Genomic DNA, 22,818 nt, shown 5'->3' with positions numbered 1-22,818 from the left:
CTTTAATCAAAGCAAGTAGTATGAAACACAAAGTTCTGCTCGTATTGTTGCTGGGGATAATCATAAGCGTTTCCGCTTCTGCCCAAAAGGTGACAATGAATCTTAAACAAGTAAAGCTGGAGAAAGTATTCTCTGCTATTACACAGCAAACAGGTCTTACGGTGGCTTATAGCCGTACGATCGTCAATCCGGATCGAATAGTGACGGTAGAAGCAAAGAATCAGGAGCTATCTAAAGTTCTGAATGATTTGTTTCTTGGTACTAACGTAAACTATGAGATCGGAAAAACAAAAATTTATTTGAAGGAGAAAGTTACGGATTCTGAACAACAGACCAGTAATGCGAACAAAAGAAATATATCCGGTCGGGTAGTCGATGAAAAAGGGGAGCCGATTATTGGCGCCAGTGTGATGGTGCAAGGCAGCTCTTTGGGTACAATAACGAATGTAGACGGACGTTATACTTTGGCTAATGTTCCCGAAAACAGTACGATTACAGTCTCATACATCGGATATATTACGGTTAATTACGCTGCTACCAGCAGAAATCTGTCCCAAGTAGTTCTCCGCGAAGATAGTAAGACACTGGAAGAAGTGGTAGTGGTGGGATATGGTACGCAAAAGAAAGTAAACCTGACTGGTGCCGTTGCTATCGTTTCGGGTGATGAACTGACGACCCGTTCTGCTGCTAACTTATCACAGCTTCTGCAAGGTTCTGTACCGAATATGAACGTAAACTTTAGTTCGGGACGTCCCGGACAAGGGGGAAGCTTCAATATCCGTGGAGTCAACTCCATTAGTGCGGATGCAGCACCTCTGACTATTATTGATGGAATCGAGGGAGATATAAATAAGGTAAACCCCAATGACGTAGAATCCATCAGTGTTTTAAAGGATGCTTCGGCTGCTGCCGTATATGGTGCCCGTGCTGCTTATGGAGTTATTTTGGTTACAACCAAGAATGGAAAGGTAGGCAAGACCAATGTCAGCTATAACGGTCGTTTTAGTTTTGGTGAAACGACAACTTCTACGGATTTTGAGACGCGTGGTTATTATTCGGCCGGTATTAATGATATGTTCTACAAAACATACCAGGGCGTCCCTTATACACATTATACCCAAGAAGATTACCATGAATTATGGATTCGCCGTAATGATAAAGTGGAAGATCCTTCCCGTCCATGGGTGGTAGAAAAAAATGGAGAATATAAATATTACGGCAACTTTGACTGGTATAATTGTTTGTTTGATAATACCCGCCCCACTTGGGAACATAACTTGACGGTTTCGGGAGGAACCGAAAAAGTAAAGTACATGCTATCAGGTAACTACTACAATCAGAAAGGAATTATCAGAATAGATTCAGACCGCTTTAAGAAATATACTTTTCGTTCAAAAATCATCGCTAATATCACTTCCTGGTTTGAATTAAGTAACAATACCTCTTATTATCATTCTGAATATACTTATCCGGGGCTATCGGGAGTAAATGATGTTTTCAGCAGAGCCGGGCGGCATGCTTTGGCAAGTATTGTGCCGATGCATCCGGATGGAACCCTGGTTTACAGAACAGGTCTGACAGACACAGGAGAAGTGGCAGATGGTGTTAGTGCCGTATTATTGAATGGCGGCCACCATAACCGGGATCGTGAATATGAGTTTGTAACTACGTTCGAGGCCGTATTGAAACCCATCAAACATTTTGAGGTTCGTGCAAATTACAGCTGGGCGCATTACAACCAGCAGAATTTGAATCGTTCCGTAGATGTGTTATACTCCAGAAATCCGGGAGAAACAATCACAATGGATAACGGACGTACCAGAGGAAATTATTTGTCGGAAGCACAAAATAACCAGATACGCCAAACTTTCAACTTATACGGGACGTATGACAATACCTTCGCAAATGCACATTCTGTAAAGGTCATTGTGGGAGGTAACTATGATTATAAGTATTTCAAGAAACTGGGAATGAAACGTAACGGGTTACTCTCTGAATCTCTCGATGATTTTAACCTGGCAAAAGGTGATGATATATCCATAACCGGAGGACAAGAGGAATATGCTATTCTTGGTTTTTTCTATCGTTTGAATTACGGATATAAAGACCGCTATCTATTTGAAGCCAGCGGACGTTATGACGGTAGTTCCCGTTTCCGTCGAGGACATCGTTTCGGTTTCTTCCCGTCATTCTCTGCCGGATGGCGTGTCAGTGAAGAAGCCTTCTTTACACAAGCCAAAAACTATGTAAGCAATCTGAAACTAAGACTGTCTTACGGATCATTGGGAAATCAGAAAACAGTAGGTTATTATGACTATCTGCAACTGATTAATACCGGAGCGGTAATGAACTATGCTTTCGGAGATACTACGAAAGGCGATTATGCCTATGAGTCAGCTCCGAACTCTACCGATTTGACCTGGGAAACTGTAATCACAAAAAATATAGGTTTGGACTTGGGTTTTCTTAATAACCGTTTGAATGTATCTTTTGATGCATATATTCGTGATACCAAAGATATGTTGATGGCAGGAAAGACTTTGCCTGGCGTATATGGTGCCTCTTCTCCCAGAATGAATGTGGCAGACTTGCGTACGAAAGGGTGGGAAGCATCTATTACTTGGGGAGATAGTTTTACTTTGGCAAGCAAGCCTTTCAACTACCGGATAATGGCTGGTATCGGAGATAACACCTCCAAAGTGACAAAATATGATAATCCCAACCGGACGCTGACTGATCCTTACGAAGGACAGCAGTTAGGCGAAATATGGGGATACGTAGTAGACGGTTATTTTAAAACGGATGAAGAAGCAAGGAATTATAAAGTGGACCAATCGTTCGTTAACCAAATGATTAATGCAAGCGCTTTGGATAATGGACTTCATGCCGGTGACCTCAAATTTGTCGATTTGGATGGTAACAACAAGATTGAGCAGACAACATCAGCTAATGACCGGAAAGACATGAAAGTGATCGGTAACTCATTGCCGCGCTATAATTATAATTTCGGAATCTCTGCAGATTGGTATGGAATTGATTTTTCAGTTCTTTTTCAGGGCATTGGCAAACAAAATTGGTATCCTGGTGCTGAAACGTCCATGTTTTGGGGACCTTATTCCCGACCATACGCTAGTTTTATTCCTTCCGATTTCATGAGCCAGGTATGGAGTGAAGAAAATACAGATGCTTATTTCCCACGTCCCAGAGGATATGTGGCTCTCGGTAGTAATCGTGAATTGGCAGTGGTTAATACTAAGTATTTGCAGAACCTCGCTTATTGTCGGTTGAAGAATCTTTCTATTGGTTACACATTGCCGGATAAATGGCTTTCTAAAATAGGTTTCGAGAAAATACGTGTTTACTTTAGTGGTGAGAACTTGCTGACATTCACTAAGCTACATTCCGATTATATTGATCCGGAACAAGCATCGGCAAGTAACAGCTGGAAAACAAGTAAAAGTGACGCGAATATTTATCCCTGGGCAAAGACATACTCTTTTGGTGTAGATATAACATTCTGATAATAACGAATATAAAGGAATATAGTATGAAAATAATGAAATATACATTGTGGGCGACTGTTGGGCTGTCGTTGTTATTTGCTTCTTGTGAAAGCATATTGGATATAAATCCGAAAGATCGTTTGACGACTAAGGATTATTTCACGAATGAAGAGCAATTACAATTATACAGTAATCAATTCTATTCGAATAACTTCCCGGGTGATGGCGATATTTACAAGGATAATGCTGATGTGTTGATCGTATCACCTTTGGACGATGAAGTGAGTGGACAACGTGTCATTCCGGAAACAGGTGGAGGATGGAGTTGGAGTGCACTGCGATCAATTAATTTTTTATTGGATAATCTGGGAAACTGTAAAGACCAGAAAGTGCGCGACAAATATGAAGCCTTGGCACGCTTCTTCCGTGCTTATTTCTATTTCGAAAAGGTGAAACGTTTTGGAGATGTACCTTGGTACGATAAAGTACTCGGCTCGGATGATGCTGATTTATACAAAGCCAGGGATTCACGCGAATTTGTGATGGGAAAGATAATGGAAGATCTTAATTTTGCCATAGAGGTTTTTAAAGAAACCAACCGGACAAAAGAACTTTATCGTGTAACCTGGTGGACTGCCCAGGCATTGAAATCACGTGTAGGATTATTTGAAGGTACTTATCGTAAATACCATGGATTGGGTGATTATGAGAAATACTTGAATGACTGTGTAAGTGCCTCTAATGAAATTATGACTGCTTCCGGAGGATATTCATTGTATCAATCCGGCTCACAGTCCTATCGTAATCTCTTTAAATCCGAGAATGCGATTGATGCGGAAATCATATTGGCTAGGGATTATAATAATGATTTGAGTCTGGTTCATAAAGTACAGGCTTTTGAGAATTCTCCGACATTAGGCCGTCCCGGACTTTCGAAAAAATTGGTCAATTATTATTTAATGAAGAACGGCAACCGTTTCACCGACCAACCCAATTATGCAACAATGGAGTTCAAGGATGAAATAGTCAATCGTGATCCGCGTTTAGCGCAAACAATCCGTACTTCAAATATAAATATGAATGTCACGATGACCGGATACCACCTGCTGAAATATGCAAATGATAATATGAGCTATACAGGTGATTCAAGCAATGACCTTCCTCTGTTCAGATTGGCAGAAGTTTATTTGAACTATGCCGAAGCAAAGGCAGAATTAGGCACACTGACGCAAACTGATATCGACAATACGGTAAACAAATTACGGACGCGTGCAGGAGTTACGGGAAAACTGAATATGAACGCAGCAAACCTTGCTCCGGACCCTTATATGTGTGCTCCGGAAACCGGTTATGTGAATGTCACAGGAGATAACAAAGGGGTGATTCTGGAAATCCGCCGGGAACGTGCGATAGAGCTAGTCATGGAAGGCTTCCGTTATTATGATTTGATGCGCTGGAAAGAGGGGCAATGTATGGCCCAATCTTTTAAAGGATTTTATCTTCCTGCTACAGCTATCAATAAAGCGTATGATATTGATGGAGACGGAACAAATGATGTCTGTTTCTACACCACATCTTCGCAACCCAATGTTGGAAGTGTGACGTATGTAAAATTGGCTTCCGATGGAAGCGGCACCTCATTGTCAGAAGGTAATTATGGCAATTTGTTGTGCTATAGCTGGATCGACCGTACCTGGAATGAGAACCGTGATTATCTGTATCCGGTACCAAGACAGGAAATAACACTATCTGACGGTGTCGTAACCCAAAATCCGGGATGGAATGAATAACAAGTATAAAAGATATAAACAATAGATTTATGAAAAAGATAGTAATATATACATTGATTTCCTTCATATTCTCTGTTTTTGCCAGCAGTTGTGAAGATAATAAAGACAATTCATTGTACTATCCTGATTTCACGTGGGATACAGGAGATGGAGAGGAAGACGAAGACCCCGTGACTGAAACGTCCATGCGTGTAGCAACTTATAACTTACAGGTGGAGACTGGTACAGGATGGACTAACCGCCGGGAACGTGTGGCACAATTAATCAAAGACTACGATTTTGAGATTTGTGGATTCGAAGAAGCCAGTTGGGAACAACGTTCCTACTTAGGAACTCAACTTGCGAGTGATTATCAGATTCTCGCTTATGGTCGTGACACTGGAAATGACGATAACAAGGCAGGAGAGATGAGTGGCATTTTATATAAGAAGAGCCGCTACACATTACTGGATGCCGGACGTTTCTGGTTTTCCGAAACTCCGGACATTCCTTCCAACGGATGGGATGAAACAAATTTCAAACGTTTCTGTGTATGGGGAAAATTCAAGGATAGCAAGACTCAAAAAGAATTTTATCTTTTTGAAACTCACATGCCTTTGGCTGATAATGCCAGAAAACAGGCATGTCAAATGCTGGTGGATGCAGTTTCCGATAAAGCAAAAGACAATACTCCCGCATTTTGTACCGGCGACTTTAATGCGACTCCTGATGCTCCCGAAATAGCCACTACGATTTGCCAAAGTGGTATATTAAAAGATGCGTATCGGGAAGCGGCCGTTCAACACGGAGCTCTCTTTACATTTCCTTCTAAAAAGACCAGAATTGATTTTATTTTTGTGAAACATGCTACGGTGCTTTCTACCCGCACTATTGTCAGTTCTTTATCCGATCATTATCCTATGGTGATTGTAGTAGAAATCTAAAATAAAAAATGAAGATTATGAAAAACAAATTTTATCATATAAGTACATATTCGGTAATGAGATATTGGACCATTTTATGGATGGCTGTTTTAGCTTTCTCATGCTCTGATTTTAATCCGATGGATTCCTATAGCCGTATTCCGCCGGATAGGAACACAGACATAGATGACGGAGACGAGGGTGACGGAGCAGGCGGTCTTTTTGAAAAAGGTTACGGAACAGTGAGCAAACCCTATCTCGTTATGGATGTGATACAGATTCAGAATATGAGTGAAGCCTTGGTGAAAGGAAAGATGATTTATTTCCAGTTGGGGGCTGATATTGATATGAAGTCTGTATCTAATTGGGAACCATTGAACTCAAACGGTGACTATTATATCTATTTTGATGGAAATAACCATATTATAAAGAATTTCACCTGTACAGACAAAGCGTATGCCAGTTTTTTCGGTATTTTGGCCGGGACTTGTAAAAATGTCGGTTTCTATAATGCCCATGTAGAAGCAGCTACTAATAGTGGGGCAGGGGTTATCGGCGGTTATATCGGAGTGAAAGCTCCGAACGCTGTAGAGAAGACAGGGCAGGTGGAAAACTGTTACGTCTCCGGAAAAGTGAAAGGAAAGTATGCTGGTGGAATAGCTTCCCGTATGGGTAGACCGTATGGAGGACAGATTTGTTATATCAAAAACTGTTATTCCACAGCAGAGGTTATATCTACAGGAGATGAATGTGGAGGTATTGTAGGTTCTATGTATGAAAACAGCGAGGTGTCATATTGCTATTCTACAGGTGTATTAATTGGTGCCAATTCAGTGGGAGGTATTGCTGCCCTTCCTTCCGAAGGAGCTAAAATTACTTCCTGTGTTGCTTGGAACTGGAAAATGACAGGACCTGCTGCTAGATCTGGACGTATCTGTGGAGTTTTGTCTCAAGGTGAAAATGGACATCAGGCAGATCCTGTCGCATCTGAATGTTATGCATGGGAGGATATGGTTTGTACAGGATTTTCTCCGGAGGATAATGTAGGCTCCGTTTCGACAGGAAAATATGATGGAGTGGGCGAAAGTGTCCTGACTTTGCAGAATAGAATTGCCAATTGGGGGACTCCATGGCATAATATTGGGAATATAGATATGGGATTCCCTATTTTAGAGTGGCAATTGGATAGAGGAGATTATGCTAGTTATGGAGGACATGACAACGAACCGGAAGGAGATTTTGCCAATGGAGACGGAACTCAAAATAATCCTTATGTGATTGCTAATGCTGTCCATATTCAGAATATGAGCAAAGCCCTCATTGAAAAACAAACGACTTATTTTGTCTTGAGTGCGGATATTGATATGCAGGGGATCAAGTGGGCGCCTCTAAATGATGCTAATGGTTACCATAAATGGATTGATTTTGATGGACGCAATCATGTAATTAAAAACCTTACTTGTGAGTCAGGCACATATAGAAGCTTCTTCGGGGTATTGTGTGGAGAATGTAGAAATGTGGGATTTGTGGATGCAAATATCTCATCTCCGAATACTGGTATTGGCATCATAGCCGGTTATGTAGGATTGGCTGCCGGTGCAGAGAATTATACTGGAAAGATAACAAACTGCTATACTACCGGAGTACTGAAGGGGTCGGGAGCAGCAGGTGGAATTGGTGGTGTACTTGGTGGTTCGGGATATATCAAAAATTGCTATTCCAGTGCTACTGTTATTGATCAAATTGCTAACAATACAGGTAAAGCCGGTGGAATCATCGGAAGGGTGAATGGCAATGCCAGTGGAAGCAGTATTGAAAACTGTTATACTAGTGGTGATATCAATGCCATAGGTGGAGGAAATGCCGGAGGTATAGTCGGCAAAGTGGATGGCGGTAAACTAGTCATAAAAAATTGTATTGCTTGGAATAGTATGTTGGCTAGTACCGATAAAGCAAAGGTGGGACGTATAGTCGGAGGTACTGCCAATGCTACTTATGAAAACTGCTATGCTTATGACGGTATGATTTTGAAAGCAGGAGAGGCTACATTTACCGTTTCAGATGAGACATCACCGTCCGGTAGTAGTTTCCAGGGAGTAGCTAAATCTGCTAACGAGCTGAAAAACACTGTCATAAACTGGGATTCTTCTCTTTGGAAAGAAGGAGGCAACGGCTATCCGGTATTTAAATGGAGTAAATAAATTGATATTTAATGATTTGTAATATGAAGTGTTCTATAAATAAGAAATATTATTTTCTACTTTTGATTTTACTTTTTGCCGGAGGTCTTCCGGCAAAATCTTCCAATTTAGACAAAACGAAACCGGAAGATATTATTCGCCTTGCATCTTATAACATTCGTACCAAAGGAGACAAGGGGGATAAGGCTTGGGAAGTCCGTCTGAACGCGTTGGTAGATGTTGTGCGACGGAATAAGTTCGATATGTTTGCCATACAGGAAGGGCGTACCTCTCAATTAAAGGATATGATGATTCTGAACGAATATTCTTATATCGGTCGTGATCGTGACGGGGATAATAAAGGAGAACATTGTGCCATTTACTATAAAAAAGATCGCTTTAAGGTGTTGAAACATGGTGATTTCTGGTATTCGGAAACTCCGGATATACCTTCTTATGGTTGGGGAGCACGTTGTCGCCGGATTTGCACTTGGGGATATTTTAAAGACCTCCGGACTGGGAAAAAATTCTATGTGTTTAATTCGCATACGGATCATGAAGCAACAGAAGCAAGACGACAATCTTCGTTCATGTTGTTGGAACAGGTAAGGAAAATCGCTAAAGGTAAACCGACCTTTTGCACCGGTGATTTTAATGCCACTCCGGACGAAGAACCGATACAACTTCTACTGAAAGATAGTTTATTACTGGATTCATATAAATGTACTCTGACGCCTCCTAAAGGACCGTCCGGTAGTTTTTATGCCTATGACAAAACTGGAAAAACAGCTAAGCGCATAGATTTTATTTTTGTGACTCCAAAAATAAAAATACTTTCTTATCACACCATTGATGATGATATAAAGTATAATAAGTACTCTTCAGATCATTTTCCTGTAATGGTGGAAGGATTATTGAAATAATTGAAGCAATACGGTCGTCTGATGATTTGTACGGAATATATGGCGCGTACCCAAAATAGCACTTTCCAGGATATTATGCCAATGCTGAAGAAAGAAAATATCGGTGCAATCAATTGGGGACTTGTAGCCGGAAAAACAAATACGATCTATGCATGGGACACTCCATTACTTGATGATTCTGAACCTCTATTGTGGTTCCATGATATATTCCGTATTGATGGAACTCCTTATTCGACAGAAGAAGTGGAATGTATTCGTTCATTAACTAAATAATTCCCATTGAGATCGGTCCTTTTACGCCCGATGTTCAAAGGAATAAACTATAAAAAAGAATCAAGTTGTAAAGGTAGTTCATTGCTATAAATGTGTAGATATATTTGTGTTTGTCTCGTTGATACCGTTACTACCTTTACGCTATTTTCTTTTTCTTATACAAGATATTAATAAACCCATGAAACGTTTTTAATAAAAAGTGAAACAGTTTATTATAAACGGGTCTTACATTTATAATAAACGATATTCTGGGTCATTCACTAATCAAACGCGAATATATTAAACAAAATGGGGTGGAATCTGCAAAGATTCCACCCCATTTCTATTCTTTCAGACATATATTTATCTGTCTGAAAAATCTATTTATGTCTTTATTTTTGTATATATCATATCTGTTGTCAGCTAATTGGTTACTGCAAATATACGAAATAAAAAGGGCAAAGTCAATAGCTTTAAAAAAATGGATGTTAGATAAAAATAAATACAGTAGGAAATTACTTTTCAAATACTTTCAGCAACGACAATCTATCCTCTTCATTTTTTACCCTAAGATAGCTCCTGTAACTGCTGAATCCCGCCATCAACACCAAATCTATATTGTCTTTCTCTGCGTTTGAGGGCGACAAGCGGAGCCGGTCGAGATGATGCAGCCTGCAACGGTTAATCAAACGGCAGAAATTCATGTCATATTCTTTATTGATAAAGCCCGAAATGTAGCTCCGGTTGGTATGTAACCCGGTGGCAAGTTCTGTAATCCGCAGGTGGGGATTGAGATAAGGCTTCTTTTCACGCAAGTAGTGCTCGAACAGTTTACGGTCAATAGTGGTCGTTTTGGCAGCCGTATCCTCTTTTACATCTTCCGGTTGGATGATGAGATAATTGTCGTTGAGCAGGTTGTAGCAAAGAATCAGGTAGTTTATAAAATACGGTAGCGTTCCTACCCATGCAAAATAGCTGAACGAAATAGTGGGGACATGGAACAACAATCCCGCCAACGGAACCGGAACGGTTATCAAAATAAGCACTTGTATGACCGCCAGCCAGGTGAGAGATGCGTTATAGGCATCCGAAGAATAGTTCACTATGAACTTCCTGTAACGGCGTATGTTCCGCAGATTCAGAAATGGATAGAGCGTATTGTAAACAATAAAAACGGCGGTTGTCAATACGTACATTATCCTGAACCAAAAATTGGATTCACCACCGTTTACTTCTGAAAATATCACCGCCCTCTGCTGTTCCACCGGAACAATCATGTCGCTAATTGCCGAAACGAGGGTGAAGAGAAGCGGTACTATCAGATGCAGGCGGTTGAGTTTGCGACGCTCACCGGTACTTGTTATAATGGAAACAAACCTGTATATCATTACCTGGTCGAGCATAAGCGTGAACAGGAATACAGTATAGTAGGATGCGAAAATACAGGGACTGACAGAATAGAATACCATACCCAGCCATCCGAGAGAGGTAATAAGATAGGTTAATGCCAAGAAGAGGCGCAGCCTCTTCTCCTGCACGTTACGCCTACGTGCAACTGCATCCATCAGCATCATAATCATGCAAGTCAAAGCACATATAATAGGAGCTGAAAAAGCGAAAGCATCTATCTGGTCTATGTTTATCATTCCGTATCTCCTTTCTTTTTGCCTGCTCCGCCCTTTTGTTCGGCGGCTTTCTTTTCAGCAGCGACAGCACGCGAATAATTGCGGAAGTCCTTAAATCCTACCTTGTCAAGCAAGGAACTGATACTTTTCCCCTTCCCGGCGGGTTGTGAACGGAGTTTTTCAAGTTCTTTCAGCCGCAAGCAGTTCAGATACCGGTTGAAGTTCATGCCGTATGTCCGGTTTATAAATGCCGAAAGTGCGGTGCGGTTAATATCCATATCTTCCACCAAATTAGTTATCTTGTAATCCGGGTTCAAATAGGGCTTCTCATTCCGGATGAAGCTCTCAAACATACGGCGATTGAGTTTGCCGGAATGTTGCTTACGCGGAGCCTTCTCTTTGATTTCTACCGCCTGCTCTTCTATTTGTTGCGTATGTTCCTTTGTTACTTTGGGTTGTTTGGGTGCTTTTTCAGTAATAATATAAGGTACATAATCCCGGCGCATGATGTGGTACGCGAGCAAGACATGCTGCATGGCAATGCTTAATGCCACTATCAGCGTCCATATAGAAGAATAAAACTCTACGCGTTTCATAAGGAAGGTGGGCAATACAGACGAAAACAGCGATGCCAGAGATATTCCGACAAGAAACAAAACCCAGTTTGCAGGTTTGTGTACAATCGCCTTATTTCCTGTGGCCCTTTTATAATACCCGGCTAACACCCCGATGGCAAGCAGATAATATGTAAGCCCGAAGATGACCCGGAACAAGGGCTTTAGTGTATAAAAGCGGGTAAAGGCCTCATATCCGGCAGGATAAATTTCAGCTTTCCCCGTAACGATTTCAAGCTGTACGCTGAAAGGTACAAAGAATGACCATACCAACGTAACTATTACCAGTATGCCGGGCAATAAGTAATGGAGCATGGAAAAGTTTTCCGGCTTTCCGAGCCGGGTAAGAAAGCGGATAATCCGAAAAAAGAAGATGGCAGGTAAAATAAAAGACAAGAGACATACAACATTCAACCAAGTGAACAGCGCCGGGCTGAATGCGTAACAAAGTGTTACAAACCACCCGATGCCCGATATGGAAAAATAAAAGAGAACAATTCTTTTTAATCTTCTTTCTTCCCGTTTCAGACAGTCTTGCAGCGAGAAAGTAACCAATATTCCGCTGGCAATAGCCGAAAAAAATGGAATAAGAGGTATTATCGCAGTTATATATGTCGCTGAAATATCCATTCCACAAATATATGACCTTTTTACTCTAAATCCTCATTTTCAAGACAAAAAACGTAAAAATATACCTTTTTGCACGCCTTTTACGATTTGTCCTAACCAGAAATGCCATTAGGACAAATTGTAAAAAGCAGATTTTGTTGAATTGTCACCTGCCTTATTTGGTATTTACATACCTTTATGTAATAATGATAAGAAACAAAGTTCACTAAGAGTGTTTGAATGTGATAATAATTCTATGAAAACATAAAATTTAATATACATACTTATGAAACATTTACACAAAATTCTATCAGTTCTCTTGCTTTGGGGAGTTTCGCTCACCGGAATTTCCCCTGCACGGGCATCTGAAACTACTGCGGCGGATACGGTTGTCACCTTCCGTTTTCTTCCGGGTGAGAACATGTTTACCCGTGCGGGTAACGAAGCGGAACTGGAACGGCTCTATGGGTTGATTGACTGTCACAAAGCAGAGATTGCAGAAGGCAAAATACCCGTGCAGGTGGATGGCTACTGCGCTTCGCTGCTAACCGCCAAAGAGAATCTGCACACGGCATTTATTCGTGCCAACAGAGTAAAATCGGAACTTATCACCCGGAAAGGACTGAAAGAAACGGATTTCGTCACGGCCAATTACGCGCGTGCGCACTATAATAATAAAGATGTAGTGGTAGTGAAGCTCCGTGTTCCGGCCAAAAACGTCGTGGAACCGCAACCGGCTAAAGAAGAAGTAAAGCGGAAAGACCCCGCACCGCAAGAGGTAACCGTGAAGAAAAAGGAAGAACCCGTAGCGGAGAAGCAACCTGAAGCCAACGTGGAACGACAGCCCGCACCCGTCGCGGAGCGATTGCCGTCAGAACCGGAGCAACTCTACCGTTTTGCCGTGCGCACGAACGTGTTGTATGATGCCATGCTGCTTCCCACGCTCGGCGTGGAATGGCGGGTGAACCGTGATCTGGGCGTGAAGCTGGACGGCAGCCTTTCGTGGTGGGGCGGTGAGCACGGCAAGGTACAGAAGATATGGATGCTCTCGCCCGAAGTGCGATGGTACCTGCTGCGCGACAAACGCTTTTATGCAGGGGTATCAGGCAACTATGGCGAATACAATGTATATAAGTATATGCTGGGCGGTGTCCTATCCAAAGATACCGGTTATCAGGGGAAGTGCTGGAATGTAGGACTAACTTTAGGCTACCAGCTCTATCTGTCCCGCAGTTTCTCCATTGACTTCAATCTCGGTTTGGGATATACCCGGTCTGAATACGACAGTTACGGCGTGACCGACGGCGTGCGTGTCTATAAGGAACGGAACAATAATAAGCACTTCTGGGGACCCACGCAGGCAGGAATCAGCCTCGTGTGGACTATCGGCAGCAAATAAGTAGAACTATAAAAACGTGATATATGAAAATTACAATGACATTACTTTGCATCTGGGCGACCCTGTTCCTTGCGGGTTGCGATGTAAAAGACCCGATTTACAACACGCCGCACCCCGACAAAGGGGCCATCGTGATAACCGCCGACTGGACCCGGCGGGGCGAAGGCATAGCCGCTCCCGCGGAATACATCACGGAAGCAGCGGGAACATCCTTCACCCTGCATGAACCGGTTGCCGCACTTACCGGACTATTCGTGCCGGGATCGACGGAACTGCTCGGCTACAACCCGGCGGCACATGTTACGGTAAAAGACGGCATAGCGACAGTGGACAATGACCCGGACAACGCCGGGATGCAACACCCTGAACCGGGCGTATTGTTAGCAGGCACGACGGTAGCCGATGTCGTGGCGGACGATACGACGAGCGTCGTGTTACCCATGCGGCAACTCTTCCGAAAGATAGAATCCGAAGTGGTTGTTACCGAAGGAGATCCCAGGCGTATTACCGGTATCGAAGCCCGGTTGTTAGGAGTGGCGGCGTCCATCGACTTGCGCACGGGCGAAGTGACGGGCGTTGCGGCTATCGTGCCGTTTCCTTTTGTCCGGTTGGAAGGAAAACTGGTCGGTGCCGTGTGGGTGCCGGGAATAATTCCGGGAACGGCACAGCGTATGGCCATGACACTTACCTTCAGCGATGGCAGGACAGAGACGGTGGAAACCGACCTTAGCGAAATGTTGAAGGATTTCAATGCCGACAAACTCCATCCCATGCGTCTTACCGGTGATGTATATGCACCGGTAAATTCCGAAACGGGCGGTACGATTATCGGCTGGACGGAGACAAGCGGCAGTGACGTAAATGCCGGAATGGAATAATCAAGTATAATCATAAACTAAAAACAAATAGCAGATGAAACAATTCACATCAACCCGGCTTTTCGCTGTCACGTCCGTGGTAGCAGCCATGCTCGCCGCAGGATGCAGCGAGGAGAACAATGAACCCGTCGGCAACGCCTCGAACGCTGCCATTGTCACCGCCTCTATCGGTAAGGCAGACAACGTGACATCCACCCGCGCCTCAAATATGGTATGGGATGCCGACGACTGTATCGGCATTTCCACCTCTTCCGCGAAGGGAAAAACAAACTATATCAATATCCAATACAAAACCGACGGCAGTGTTTTCAAACCCGTATCCGGTGCGGCGGGCGAAGACAACACCATTTACTTTCAGGATACGTCCCCGACAGAGTTCACCGCTTATTACCCCTACGAGGGTGTGAACGGCACCAAGCCCGGCAGCAACGGCGTCATCACAAGAACCCTCACCGTTGCCGACCAGAGCACGGCAAACCTGCCCGCCATCGACTATCTCTGGGCGCAGCAAACAGCCCAAAGCAGCAACCCGAAGGTCGATTTTCAGTTCTCACACCGCATGAGCCGCATCATCCTGAACTTCAAGGCGGGTGCCGGAACAGTACTCCCAACGGACGGGCTGACCTACACCCTCACCGGACTGGCAACGGAAGGAACTTTCAACACCCTCACCGGTGAAGCCCAAGCCACGGGCACGGCGTCCACCCTCGAAAAACTGCCCACCATAACCACCGCGGGACAGCCCACAGGCACCGCCATCCTCTGGCCGCAACCCGCAAACTCCGTGCGCCTGCAACTGACGCTGAACGGCACCACCTTCGGCGCCGCGCTCACTTTCCCATCCGGCACGGCGGGCGAAGCCCTTGCCCCCTCCACCTCCTATACCTTTAATGTAAACGTGGAGCGCACCGGCATCGAAATCAGCAAAGCCGATATTAAAGACTGGACGGACGGCGGCAGCAAGGACATCACCCTGCAGGAAGCCCGCACCCTGACCTACGACGCCAACGGCGGCACGGGCATGGTGAACAACTCCAAAGTTCTTGAAGGCGCCACGACAACCCTGAACGACGGCACCACCCTGACGCCTCCAACCGGCAAAACCTTCGCTGGATGGAACACCCTGCCCGAAGGCGGCGGCGAGTTTTATGCCAAAAACAGCAAGCTGACGATGCCTGCCGGAAACCTCACCCTCTATGCCCTATGGTCGGGCGATGGCTCTACGAAAGAAAAGCCTGTTCTCATCACGGATGCGCAGGGGATGAAGGAGATAGGGGCGAATTACGAGAATATAAGGAAGCATTACCGCCTCTGTAACGATTTGGTGCTTGATAACTGGGAGGCTATCCATTACTATAGTGGAGGCAGCAGTAGTGAACCTTTCTTGGGAACATTCGATGGCGGAGGGCATACCCTTACCCTCAATGGGGTGAAGGGGATACGGGCAGTATTCGGTAACATCAGCAACGCCAGCAATTACTATTTTTCTCTCTTTGCCAATATTGATGGGGGAGAAGTGCGCCGCCTGCGGGTGGACGGGCAGATAACGGCAGACGGCACCGATGAAAGCACATATTACTACGCGGGAGGAATCTGCGGGTACAGCTACAGCGGCACCATCACCGATTGCATCTCCAATGTCACGGTGACTGCAACGGGAAAGATGAACGCCCTTGAAGTCGGAGGCATCGCGGGAGATAATAAAGGGAATATCTACAATTGTTATGCCACCGGAGAGATAAAAAGCACGGCTACTACCCAGTACGTGTATTTGGGAGGCATTGCAGGAGTTAACAACAACTATATTGCCAACTCTGCCGCACTCAACAGCAGCATATCAGGCAAGAATGGGCAGTTGAATACCAAGATCCACCGCATAACAGGAAGCAGCGGCGGTTACATAGTCAACAACTATGCCTCGGCAGCGCTGACCGCTTCCGGAGAAAAAGGATCCGATAAACTGGACGGTGCGGACTGCGATGCCAAGCCTGCCGCCTCATGGTGGATGGGACAGGGAAGATGGGCGGAGAGCTACCAACGTCCCGATGGCTACACCGACACCTTCACCCCCTGGGATTTCGCCACCATCTGGGAAGTCACCGACGGCAACCTGCCCGTGCTCCACCGCAAGTAGCCGCGCCCACCATTCATCCAAATAAGAAATAAAAGAATAAGAGAATATGAAGATACACAACCATATCATCCCGAAGGCCATCCGGCGGCACAGCATCCGCCTGTGGCTTGCCACGGCGATAACGGTGACGGCAACGCTGGCAGCCCTCACCGGGTGCAGCGCGGACAACGAGCCGGAAAACCCTACCGGCGGCGACGGCACCTCCGTCACCTTCGGCGCCACCATCGCCACACGCGAAGGGCACGACAACGGCAATGCTCCCACTTCACGTGCCATCCCCGACGGAACCTTCGAGGAAGGCGACTGGATTCTCGTCCACATAGACGGCGAGCGGAAAGTCTTCGTTTACCGCACAGCCGGCGGCTTCGTGCACGACCCCACGATCTCCGCCTTGAACGTCGACCCCACACCTCCTGAGTGGAAAAGCGGGGAAACCGGAAAAGATGTCCTTGCTTACGGGCCCACAGGAGTTATCATGTATGATGTCAATGAAGGATATGTTTTTCAATGTGCTGTCGCCAAAGACCAGAGTAAAGATAAAGATTATGAAGAACGTGACTACGTCTATGCCGCACAGTCGCTCGACCGCGGCAACCCCGCACTCACTTTCCGCCACGGCATGACGCGCGTCGTCGTCCGCCTCCGCCCCGGTGGCTCCCTCACCAGCGAGGAAGTGGCAGGTGCCTCCGTGCTGCTGGGCGACAAGAATATCTTCCTAGTAGCGGACATCGACCCCCAGACCGGGACATTGACAGCCCATGTCCCTACCGGAGGGAATCAGTTGCAACCGCAAACCGTCACCCCTCACCGTTGTGCCGCCACCCCCGCGGGCTACGCTGTGGCCTACGAAGCCCTGCTGCCCCCGCAGGACGTGAGCGGCAAACTCTTCATCAGTGCCCGGCTCTCCGATGGCACTGAACTGGGGTATGCGGCGGAGAGCGGCAGCATGCTGGAAGGCGGACACGAATACATCTACAACGTGACCGTCGAGAAAAACCGCCTGGTAGTGACGGTGACCGACAGCGACGTGCCCTGGCAGGACGGCATCCTGACCACGAAGATCGACGGTAAGGAGTTCCGCCTGATACGCACGGCGGAAGACCTCGCACGCTTTGCCCGCGATGTGAATGGCGACGGAGTGACGGCGGGCTCGGGAAAGACTGACCTCAACGCCCTGCAGGTGGCGAACATCGACTTGCAGGAACTGGCCGGGTCTAAAGATGCCGCGCTGCGGGCGCTGGCGGCAGATTGGGAGCCGATAGGCAACGACAGCTACACAGGCATCTATTGCGGCAACGGCTATACCATCTCGGGGCTGCGTATCAAATCCAATCACGGGGCAGGCAATAACGGTCTCTTCGGCTCTGTCAACTCGCCTGCCCTGCTGACGGGTATCCACCTGCGGGATGTGCAGATAACGGGCACGATCGGCAGATACACTGGCGGGCTCGCCGGCCTGGTCAGAAGCGCAGCGGTGACCCTTTGCTCGGCGGAGGGGGCAATAGAAGTCACCGGCTCCACCGATTCCGGCGGTGCCGCTTTGGTCGGTGGGCTGGTGGGCTATGTTAATAGCTGTTCCATCAACCGTTGCCATACGACGGTAAACATCAAGGTGGATGTGACGCTGACAAACCTCGTCCATGTGGGAGGAATCGCAGGATGGTGCATCTGCAGCTATGGTAATAACATCCTCTTTGCCTGCCGGGCAGATGGCGACGTAAGCCTAACCGGGACGGGGGCGACGACCTTCTCGGTGCCCCTCTGCGCCGGAGGGATAGCCGGATACAACGGAAGCAACGATAACGACAGATCATACAGAATCGATATCTATGCGTGCCAGGCAACGGGCGACGTCACGGTCACCCATACGGGCACGAAGGCCGTGAACGCCTATGCTGGCGGACTGGTGGGGTATAACAGCGTTTTGGGAGACCTCGAATATAGCTACGCCCGGGGCACTGCTACGGCTACGACGGGAGGCAACATACCCGGGTCTGCCGGTGCCATTGTCGGCTATAGCAGCGGAACGAGCACCGTAAGGAAATGTTTCGGTGCGGGAGCCGGAGGCAAAGGGACATCGGGGCTGGAGGCAAAGGAGCATAATATCGCCTATAACATGGCACCGTTAAAGGGGGAGATAAAAGAGACAGTAGCTGATAGTTGGTGGGGCTATGATTTCTCCACCACCATCTACGATGCTTCCGCCACGCCCGCCTACGGCATCAGCGTAGTTGAAAGGGTGTTTGACCGCTCTGTCTGGAACAACGGCGAAGACCTCTGGCCCGCTCCCAATATGGAGTGGAACGGCGAGAATAAGTAGCTCGTCGTGGGAAACCCGAAAGCCTGGCAATGATGAAATTCCTGCTTTCGGGAGATCCCGGAAAGGAATAAGGTCCGGATTCTCCGACGCCAGCTATAAACTTAAAGACTAAGAAAATGACAAACCTGAAAAAACGATAGATCGATATGATACGCAACATCTTTTTACTAATGCTCTCCGCCCTATGCGCGTGGAGCTGCACCGACAATCTCCCCGGCGACGAAGCGCCTACCGATGACCGCCACTCGCTCAACATCACCGTGGGCCCGAAGCCCGCCTTCACCGACGGCACCCTGACCCGCGCCGACGGAACCACTCTGCCCGAAACCCGCGCCGTGCAGACGGATGAGGGGATGAAGTGGGAAGAGGGGGACTTGGTGTGGCTGTATGTGGAGTTCACCAATGACACCAACGAGACTACTATCCACTATTCCGCCCTGAAATACGCCGGCACCACGTGGCGCCACCTCACCGGGGACGAAGCCAACAGTTTAGAGTTGAATCCTAACCTTAACGGAGCCACCTTCAACCGTACCCTTATCTACGACCAAGCCGACGGAAGCACCCAATATGTGGAGGCACGCATCCGCGCCTTCTACGCGGGCAACAGCAAACCGGACGCGAACGGGTTAATCACTATCCCGGCTCCCTATAGCGGTTCCTCCGTCCCGGTGATGGAGGCCGGTTCTGGTGTCGCAGACTTGAGCCAGCCCCTCACGCTCAACTTCACCTACCGTTGCTCCCGCATGCGCATCCCCGCCGACTACAGCGTGCAGATGAAAAATTACAGATACTATGCGATCTGTAACCTGGCTGGTGGTATCCTGAATATTAAAACCGACGCCATCCCTCTCGACCTCCCTGCCGCCGACGCCCCCAGAGACATCTTCCTCCTCCCGGTTGCGGATGTCCAGGGCCCCCCCGCCACCATCACCCTCACCCGGAGCGGCGGCGCCACGTGGACTTTCACGCCCCGGCCCGGTACCGCCACCACCACCAGTGCCACAGACTACTACGGACAGGCCTACACCCTTCCCGACCTCGGAAACGGCAACGTGACGCCCGGAGGAATGTAAGAAAAAGAAAAAGGAAAATGGTAAAAGATAGTGGTATAAAGAGAGAACCGGCTGCAGAATTCTGCAGCCGGTCCTTGTTGGAGGCTATTCATAATTATAAGTACTAACCATCATTCATTGAATACCCCCTTTCACATATAGTCAGTCTAGTCAGCAGCGTGGTACGGATGTGTAAACCAGAAGCAGGAGCCTACTCCTTCGGTCGAATCCACGCCAATTTCTCCTCCCATTTGGGAAACAATGCTCTTACAGATAGAAAGTCCCAGTCCTGTACCCTGAACAAAAGTATTCAGCTTCACAAAACGTTCAAATACGCTCTTTTGCTTTTCTTCCGGTATTCCCATTCCGGTGTCGCGCACATAGAATTTTATTTTCTGATGGGATACTTGTTCATATCCCAGGGTGATACTGCCATGTTGGGTGAACTTTAACGCGTTATTTATAAAGTTACTGATTACTTGGGTGAATCTGTTTTTATCCGTATAGATATAACATTCCGGGAATGGTTCCTCTAAAATCAGTTCAACGCCTTTACCCACTTTCATACCCATTGATTTGATAATTTCAGAACAAGTCTCGTTTACATCCACATTGGTATATACAAAATTGAATGTACCCGCTTCAATTTTCGAAAGATCGAGGATGTCCGATATCAGTTGCAAGAGAAGTTCATTATTCTCTTGCACAATCTTGATATATTCCTGCCGTTCGCTTCTGCTGTCCGTTTCTGCCAGAAGGCTGGAAAAGCCGACAATAGCATTGAGAGGAGTACGGATCTCATGGCTCATGTTAGCCAGGAAAGCCGACTTCAGACGATCCAGTTCTTCCGCTTTATCACGGGCAATAATCAATTTCTGTTCAGTCTCTTTCAAAGGCGTGATGTCATAATTGATACACAACATCTCAATAATACCGTCCTGCGGACGATAATCTCTAACCATTACGTTAATGCTGGTCCATGTATATTTACCATTCTCCCTGCATACACGAACTTCTTTACGCAAACTGGTTGCTTTCCCTTCTTTCACTTCGCGTACAAAGTTTTTCAGAACAGCCTGATCTTCAGGAACCACATGTGTATACACTCCGATAACCTGCGGCATGGGAGTACCTTCTTTTTCACCCAAATTCCTGTACCATGTATCTTGGGCATATCCGTCTCTTGTCAATACATTGAAATGAGCAAATCCTACCTTGGCATAATCACCGATTAGAAGAAACAGATTCTCAAACTCCTGTATCTTGGTGTATGCATTGGTCGTTTCCGTCGTATCTATATTGATAAACAGATAGTTGATAAATCGATTTTGAGAATCATAGAGAGCAGTAACCTTAGTGGTAAGATTAATAATCCCATTTCTCCGGCTATCTACATATTGATTTATTTTTGAGAAGTCATAATTGATGGAGAAGTTTACATCTTCTTTCGCTCTCAATCTCTCTTTAACCTCTAAAGGAATATTGGGATTGTCGAACAGATTAACTCCTAGTGCCTCATGCTTGTCAGACAAGCCGAATATTTCAAGCTCTTTATCATTAATATCTACCAGATAACCGTCTTTGTCGTAAAGTTCGACGCCAGCCGGAAGATTCTTATAGATGTTTCTCAATATCTTCTCGCTGTTGTCCAAAGCAAGACGATCTTCTTTGGCTTGTAACTCCGACTTTCGCAATTCGATGCAAATACTGATAATATTAGCGAGAGAGGAGAAACATTGATAATCCACATTGCTCCAGCTACGCTGCGTTCTTACCATATCAATTCCCATATAGCCCCATACCTCTTCTTTAGAGATTAGCGGAACTACCATCAGCGACTTGATATCCTGCATCTCCAACGTCTGACGATATTCCGCAGCTTCTTCGGGCATGTCGTCCAGCGTGTTCAGTATGATAGCCCTTCTTTCAGCTATCTGATGATTCCACCAGGTAGAAGGGTCCCAGAGAATATTGCTCAAGAACTCCTGTTCCTTGGATATTCCTTCGGCGGTAACCTCATAAGTGCAATCCTGGCGTTGTTCTTTTCTGTTTATTTCGAAGATATAGATACGATCGCCCAAAAATTGGTGAAGGAGATCTCCTAACGTCTTGTTAACCACTTGAGTAACATCATCACATTGCAGAAAAGCAAGCAATGAATATGAAATATTAGTTTGTTGGTAAAGCAAATTGCTTACTTGAAAGAAATCAATGTTTCCATTCGTAGTATCGATCGGTCTGTCAATATATTGCAGAAAGCCCGTCATATTCCTATATCCCTCTTCATCGGGCTTTTGGAAATTAATCTTGGAGTACACCCATATTTCCCCGTCTTTTGCCCGGATTGGAAACATTTGTTCGTATGTCTCCAGATAAGAAAGAGACATATATTCATTTTTAAGACGCAGCCGGTGGTCTTCACGTATTCTTTGGTGGAATTCGGTGAAACTGATGCGGTTACTTTCAAGGCCGAGTAAGTCAACAATAAAGTCAGAGCAGATATATTCTTTATTCTTCAAATCTGACTCCCACCATCCCATTTTGGCCATCTGTGCTATCTGAACGTATTTTTCATAGTCATAATTTGTTTGTTCTTTCATATTGTTTGCTCTTGTTTTCTGTTTTATATTATAA

General features: G+C 46.0%; 14 protein-coding genes and 1 pseudogene. 12 read left to right on the top strand and 3 right to left on the bottom strand.

Annotation, left to right across the window (positions count from 1 at the left end):
• Positions 1-20: 20 nt before the first annotated feature.
• The 6 genes and pseudogenes from DW173_RS02025 to DW173_RS02000 all read left to right on the top strand — a co-directional run.
• Positions 21-3,521: a TonB-dependent receptor gene (locus DW173_RS02025; RefSeq protein WP_120143574.1), complete on the top strand. Its 3,501-nt coding sequence runs from the start codon at positions 21-23 to the stop codon at positions 3,519-3,521.
• Positions 3,522-3,547: 26 nt separating this feature from the next.
• Positions 3,548-5,293 carry a RagB/SusD family nutrient uptake outer membrane protein gene (locus DW173_RS02020; RefSeq protein WP_120143572.1) on the top strand — a complete coding sequence of 582 codons (1,746 nt, stop codon included), beginning with the start codon at positions 3,548-3,550 and terminating at the stop codon, positions 5,291-5,293.
• Positions 5,294-5,322: 29 nt separating this feature from the next.
• Positions 5,323-6,216: an endonuclease/exonuclease/phosphatase family protein gene (locus DW173_RS02015; RefSeq protein ID WP_120143570.1), complete on the top strand. Its 894-nt coding sequence runs from the start codon at positions 5,323-5,325 to the stop codon at positions 6,214-6,216.
• Between the two features lie 17 nt (positions 6,217-6,233).
• The gene (locus DW173_RS02010; protein WP_120143647.1) at positions 6,234-8,396 is read left to right on the top strand and encodes a hypothetical protein; all 2,163 of its coding nucleotides are present in this window, start codon (positions 6,234-6,236) and stop codon (positions 8,394-8,396) included.
• A gap of 11 nt (positions 8,397-8,407) precedes the next feature.
• Positions 8,408-9,298, top strand: a complete 891-nt coding sequence (locus DW173_RS02005; RefSeq protein ID WP_192920700.1) for an endonuclease/exonuclease/phosphatase family protein — start codon at positions 8,408-8,410, stop codon at positions 9,296-9,298.
• Positions 9,299-9,571: pseudogene (locus DW173_RS02000) on the top strand (1,4-beta-xylanase); the annotation flags it as partial.
• 494 nt (positions 9,572-10,065) lie between these two features.
• On the opposite strand, the gene DW173_RS01995 reads toward DW173_RS02000, so the two are convergent.
• Together DW173_RS01995 and DW173_RS01990 are read right to left on the bottom strand one after the other, a co-directional pair.
• Positions 10,066-11,196, bottom strand: a complete 1,131-nt coding sequence (locus DW173_RS01995) for an AraC family transcriptional regulator (protein ID WP_120143569.1) — start codon at positions 11,194-11,196, stop codon at positions 10,066-10,068.
• Complete coding sequence (locus DW173_RS01990) at positions 11,193-12,104, bottom strand: AraC family transcriptional regulator (protein WP_233562079.1); 912 nt, start codon at positions 12,102-12,104, stop codon at positions 11,193-11,195. Before DW173_RS01990 ends, DW173_RS01995 begins: the two co-directional genes overlap by 4 nt.
• Between DW173_RS01990 and DW173_RS24300 the strand changes: the two genes are divergently transcribed.
• From DW173_RS24300 to DW173_RS01965, 6 genes are all read left to right on the top strand, one after another.
• Positions 12,103-12,234 (top strand): hypothetical protein, encoded by a 132-nt coding sequence (locus DW173_RS24300; RefSeq protein WP_255421339.1) that lies wholly within the window; start codon positions 12,103-12,105, stop codon positions 12,232-12,234. The genes DW173_RS01990 and DW173_RS24300 overlap by 2 nt on opposite strands.
• A gap of 450 nt (positions 12,235-12,684) precedes the next feature.
• Positions 12,685-13,797, top strand: coding sequence for a DUF3575 domain-containing protein (locus DW173_RS01985; protein ID WP_199722807.1), 1,113 nt, complete (start codon positions 12,685-12,687; stop codon positions 13,795-13,797).
• Positions 13,798-14,051: 254 nt separating this feature from the next.
• A complete protein-coding gene (locus DW173_RS01980) occupies positions 14,052-14,675 on the top strand; it encodes a hypothetical protein (protein WP_233562077.1) in 624 nt (207 codons plus the stop codon).
• A 34-nt stretch (positions 14,676-14,709) separates the two neighbouring features.
• Positions 14,710-16,809 carry a fimbrillin family protein gene (locus DW173_RS01975; RefSeq protein WP_120143561.1) on the top strand — a complete coding sequence of 700 codons (2,100 nt, stop codon included), beginning with the start codon at positions 14,710-14,712 and terminating at the stop codon, positions 16,807-16,809.
• 46 nt (positions 16,810-16,855) lie between these two features.
• Entirely contained in the window at positions 16,856-19,129 is a 2,274-nt protein-coding gene (locus tag DW173_RS01970) for a fimbrillin family protein (RefSeq protein WP_120143559.1), read from the top strand.
• 146 nt (positions 19,130-19,275) lie between these two features.
• Complete coding sequence (locus DW173_RS01965) at positions 19,276-20,205, top strand: hypothetical protein (protein WP_120143557.1); 930 nt, start codon at positions 19,276-19,278, stop codon at positions 20,203-20,205.
• 146 nt (positions 20,206-20,351) lie between these two features.
• Here DW173_RS01965 and DW173_RS01960 read toward each other — a convergent pair whose 3' ends face one another.
• On the bottom strand, positions 20,352-22,784 hold the full coding sequence (locus tag DW173_RS01960; RefSeq protein ID WP_120143555.1) for an ATP-binding protein: 2,433 nt from the start codon (positions 22,782-22,784) through the stop codon (positions 20,352-20,354).
• Positions 22,785-22,818: the final 34 nt, after the last annotated feature.

Origin of the sequence: Bacteroides sp. AM16-13, assembly GCF_003602705.1 — a bacterium.
In the GTDB taxonomy this organism is placed as follows: Bacteria; Bacteroidota; Bacteroidia; order Bacteroidales; family Bacteroidaceae; genus Bacteroides; species Bacteroides xylanisolvens.
The sequence above is the reverse complement of the archived record's forward strand: the minus strand, read 5'-3'. Positions and strand labels throughout refer to the sequence as shown.

Coding starts and splice junctions, on each gene's coding strand:
- DW173_RS01970 (WP_120143559.1), top strand. CDS start 16,856: ATGAAGATACACAACCATATCATCCCGAAGGCCATCCGGCGGCACAGC.
- DW173_RS01985 (WP_199722807.1), top strand. CDS start 12,685: ATGAAACATTTACACAAAATTCTATCAGTTCTCTTGCTTTGGGGAGTT.
- DW173_RS02015 (WP_120143570.1), top strand. CDS start 5,323: ATGAAAAAGATAGTAATATATACATTGATTTCCTTCATATTCTCTGTT.
- DW173_RS01995 (WP_120143569.1), bottom strand. CDS start 11,196: ATGATAAACATAGACCAGATAGATGCTTTCGCTTTTTCAGCTCCTATT.
- DW173_RS01975 (WP_120143561.1), top strand. CDS start 14,710: ATGAAACAATTCACATCAACCCGGCTTTTCGCTGTCACGTCCGTGGTA.
- DW173_RS01965 (WP_120143557.1), top strand. CDS start 19,276: ATGATACGCAACATCTTTTTACTAATGCTCTCCGCCCTATGCGCGTGG.
- DW173_RS24300 (WP_255421339.1), top strand. CDS start 12,103: ATGGAAAAGTTTTCCGGCTTTCCGAGCCGGGTAAGAAAGCGGATAATC.
- DW173_RS02020 (WP_120143572.1), top strand. CDS start 3,548: ATGAAAATAATGAAATATACATTGTGGGCGACTGTTGGGCTGTCGTTG.
- DW173_RS02025 (WP_120143574.1), top strand. CDS start 21: ATGAAACACAAAGTTCTGCTCGTATTGTTGCTGGGGATAATCATAAGC.
- DW173_RS02010 (WP_120143647.1), top strand. CDS start 6,234: ATGAAAAACAAATTTTATCATATAAGTACATATTCGGTAATGAGATAT.
- DW173_RS01990 (WP_233562079.1), bottom strand. CDS start 12,104: ATGCTCCATTACTTATTGCCCGGCATACTGGTAATAGTTACGTTGGTA.
- DW173_RS02005 (WP_192920700.1), top strand. CDS start 8,408: ATGATTTGTAATATGAAGTGTTCTATAAATAAGAAATATTATTTTCTA.
- DW173_RS01960 (WP_120143555.1), bottom strand. CDS start 22,784: ATGAAAGAACAAACAAATTATGACTATGAAAAATACGTTCAGATAGCA.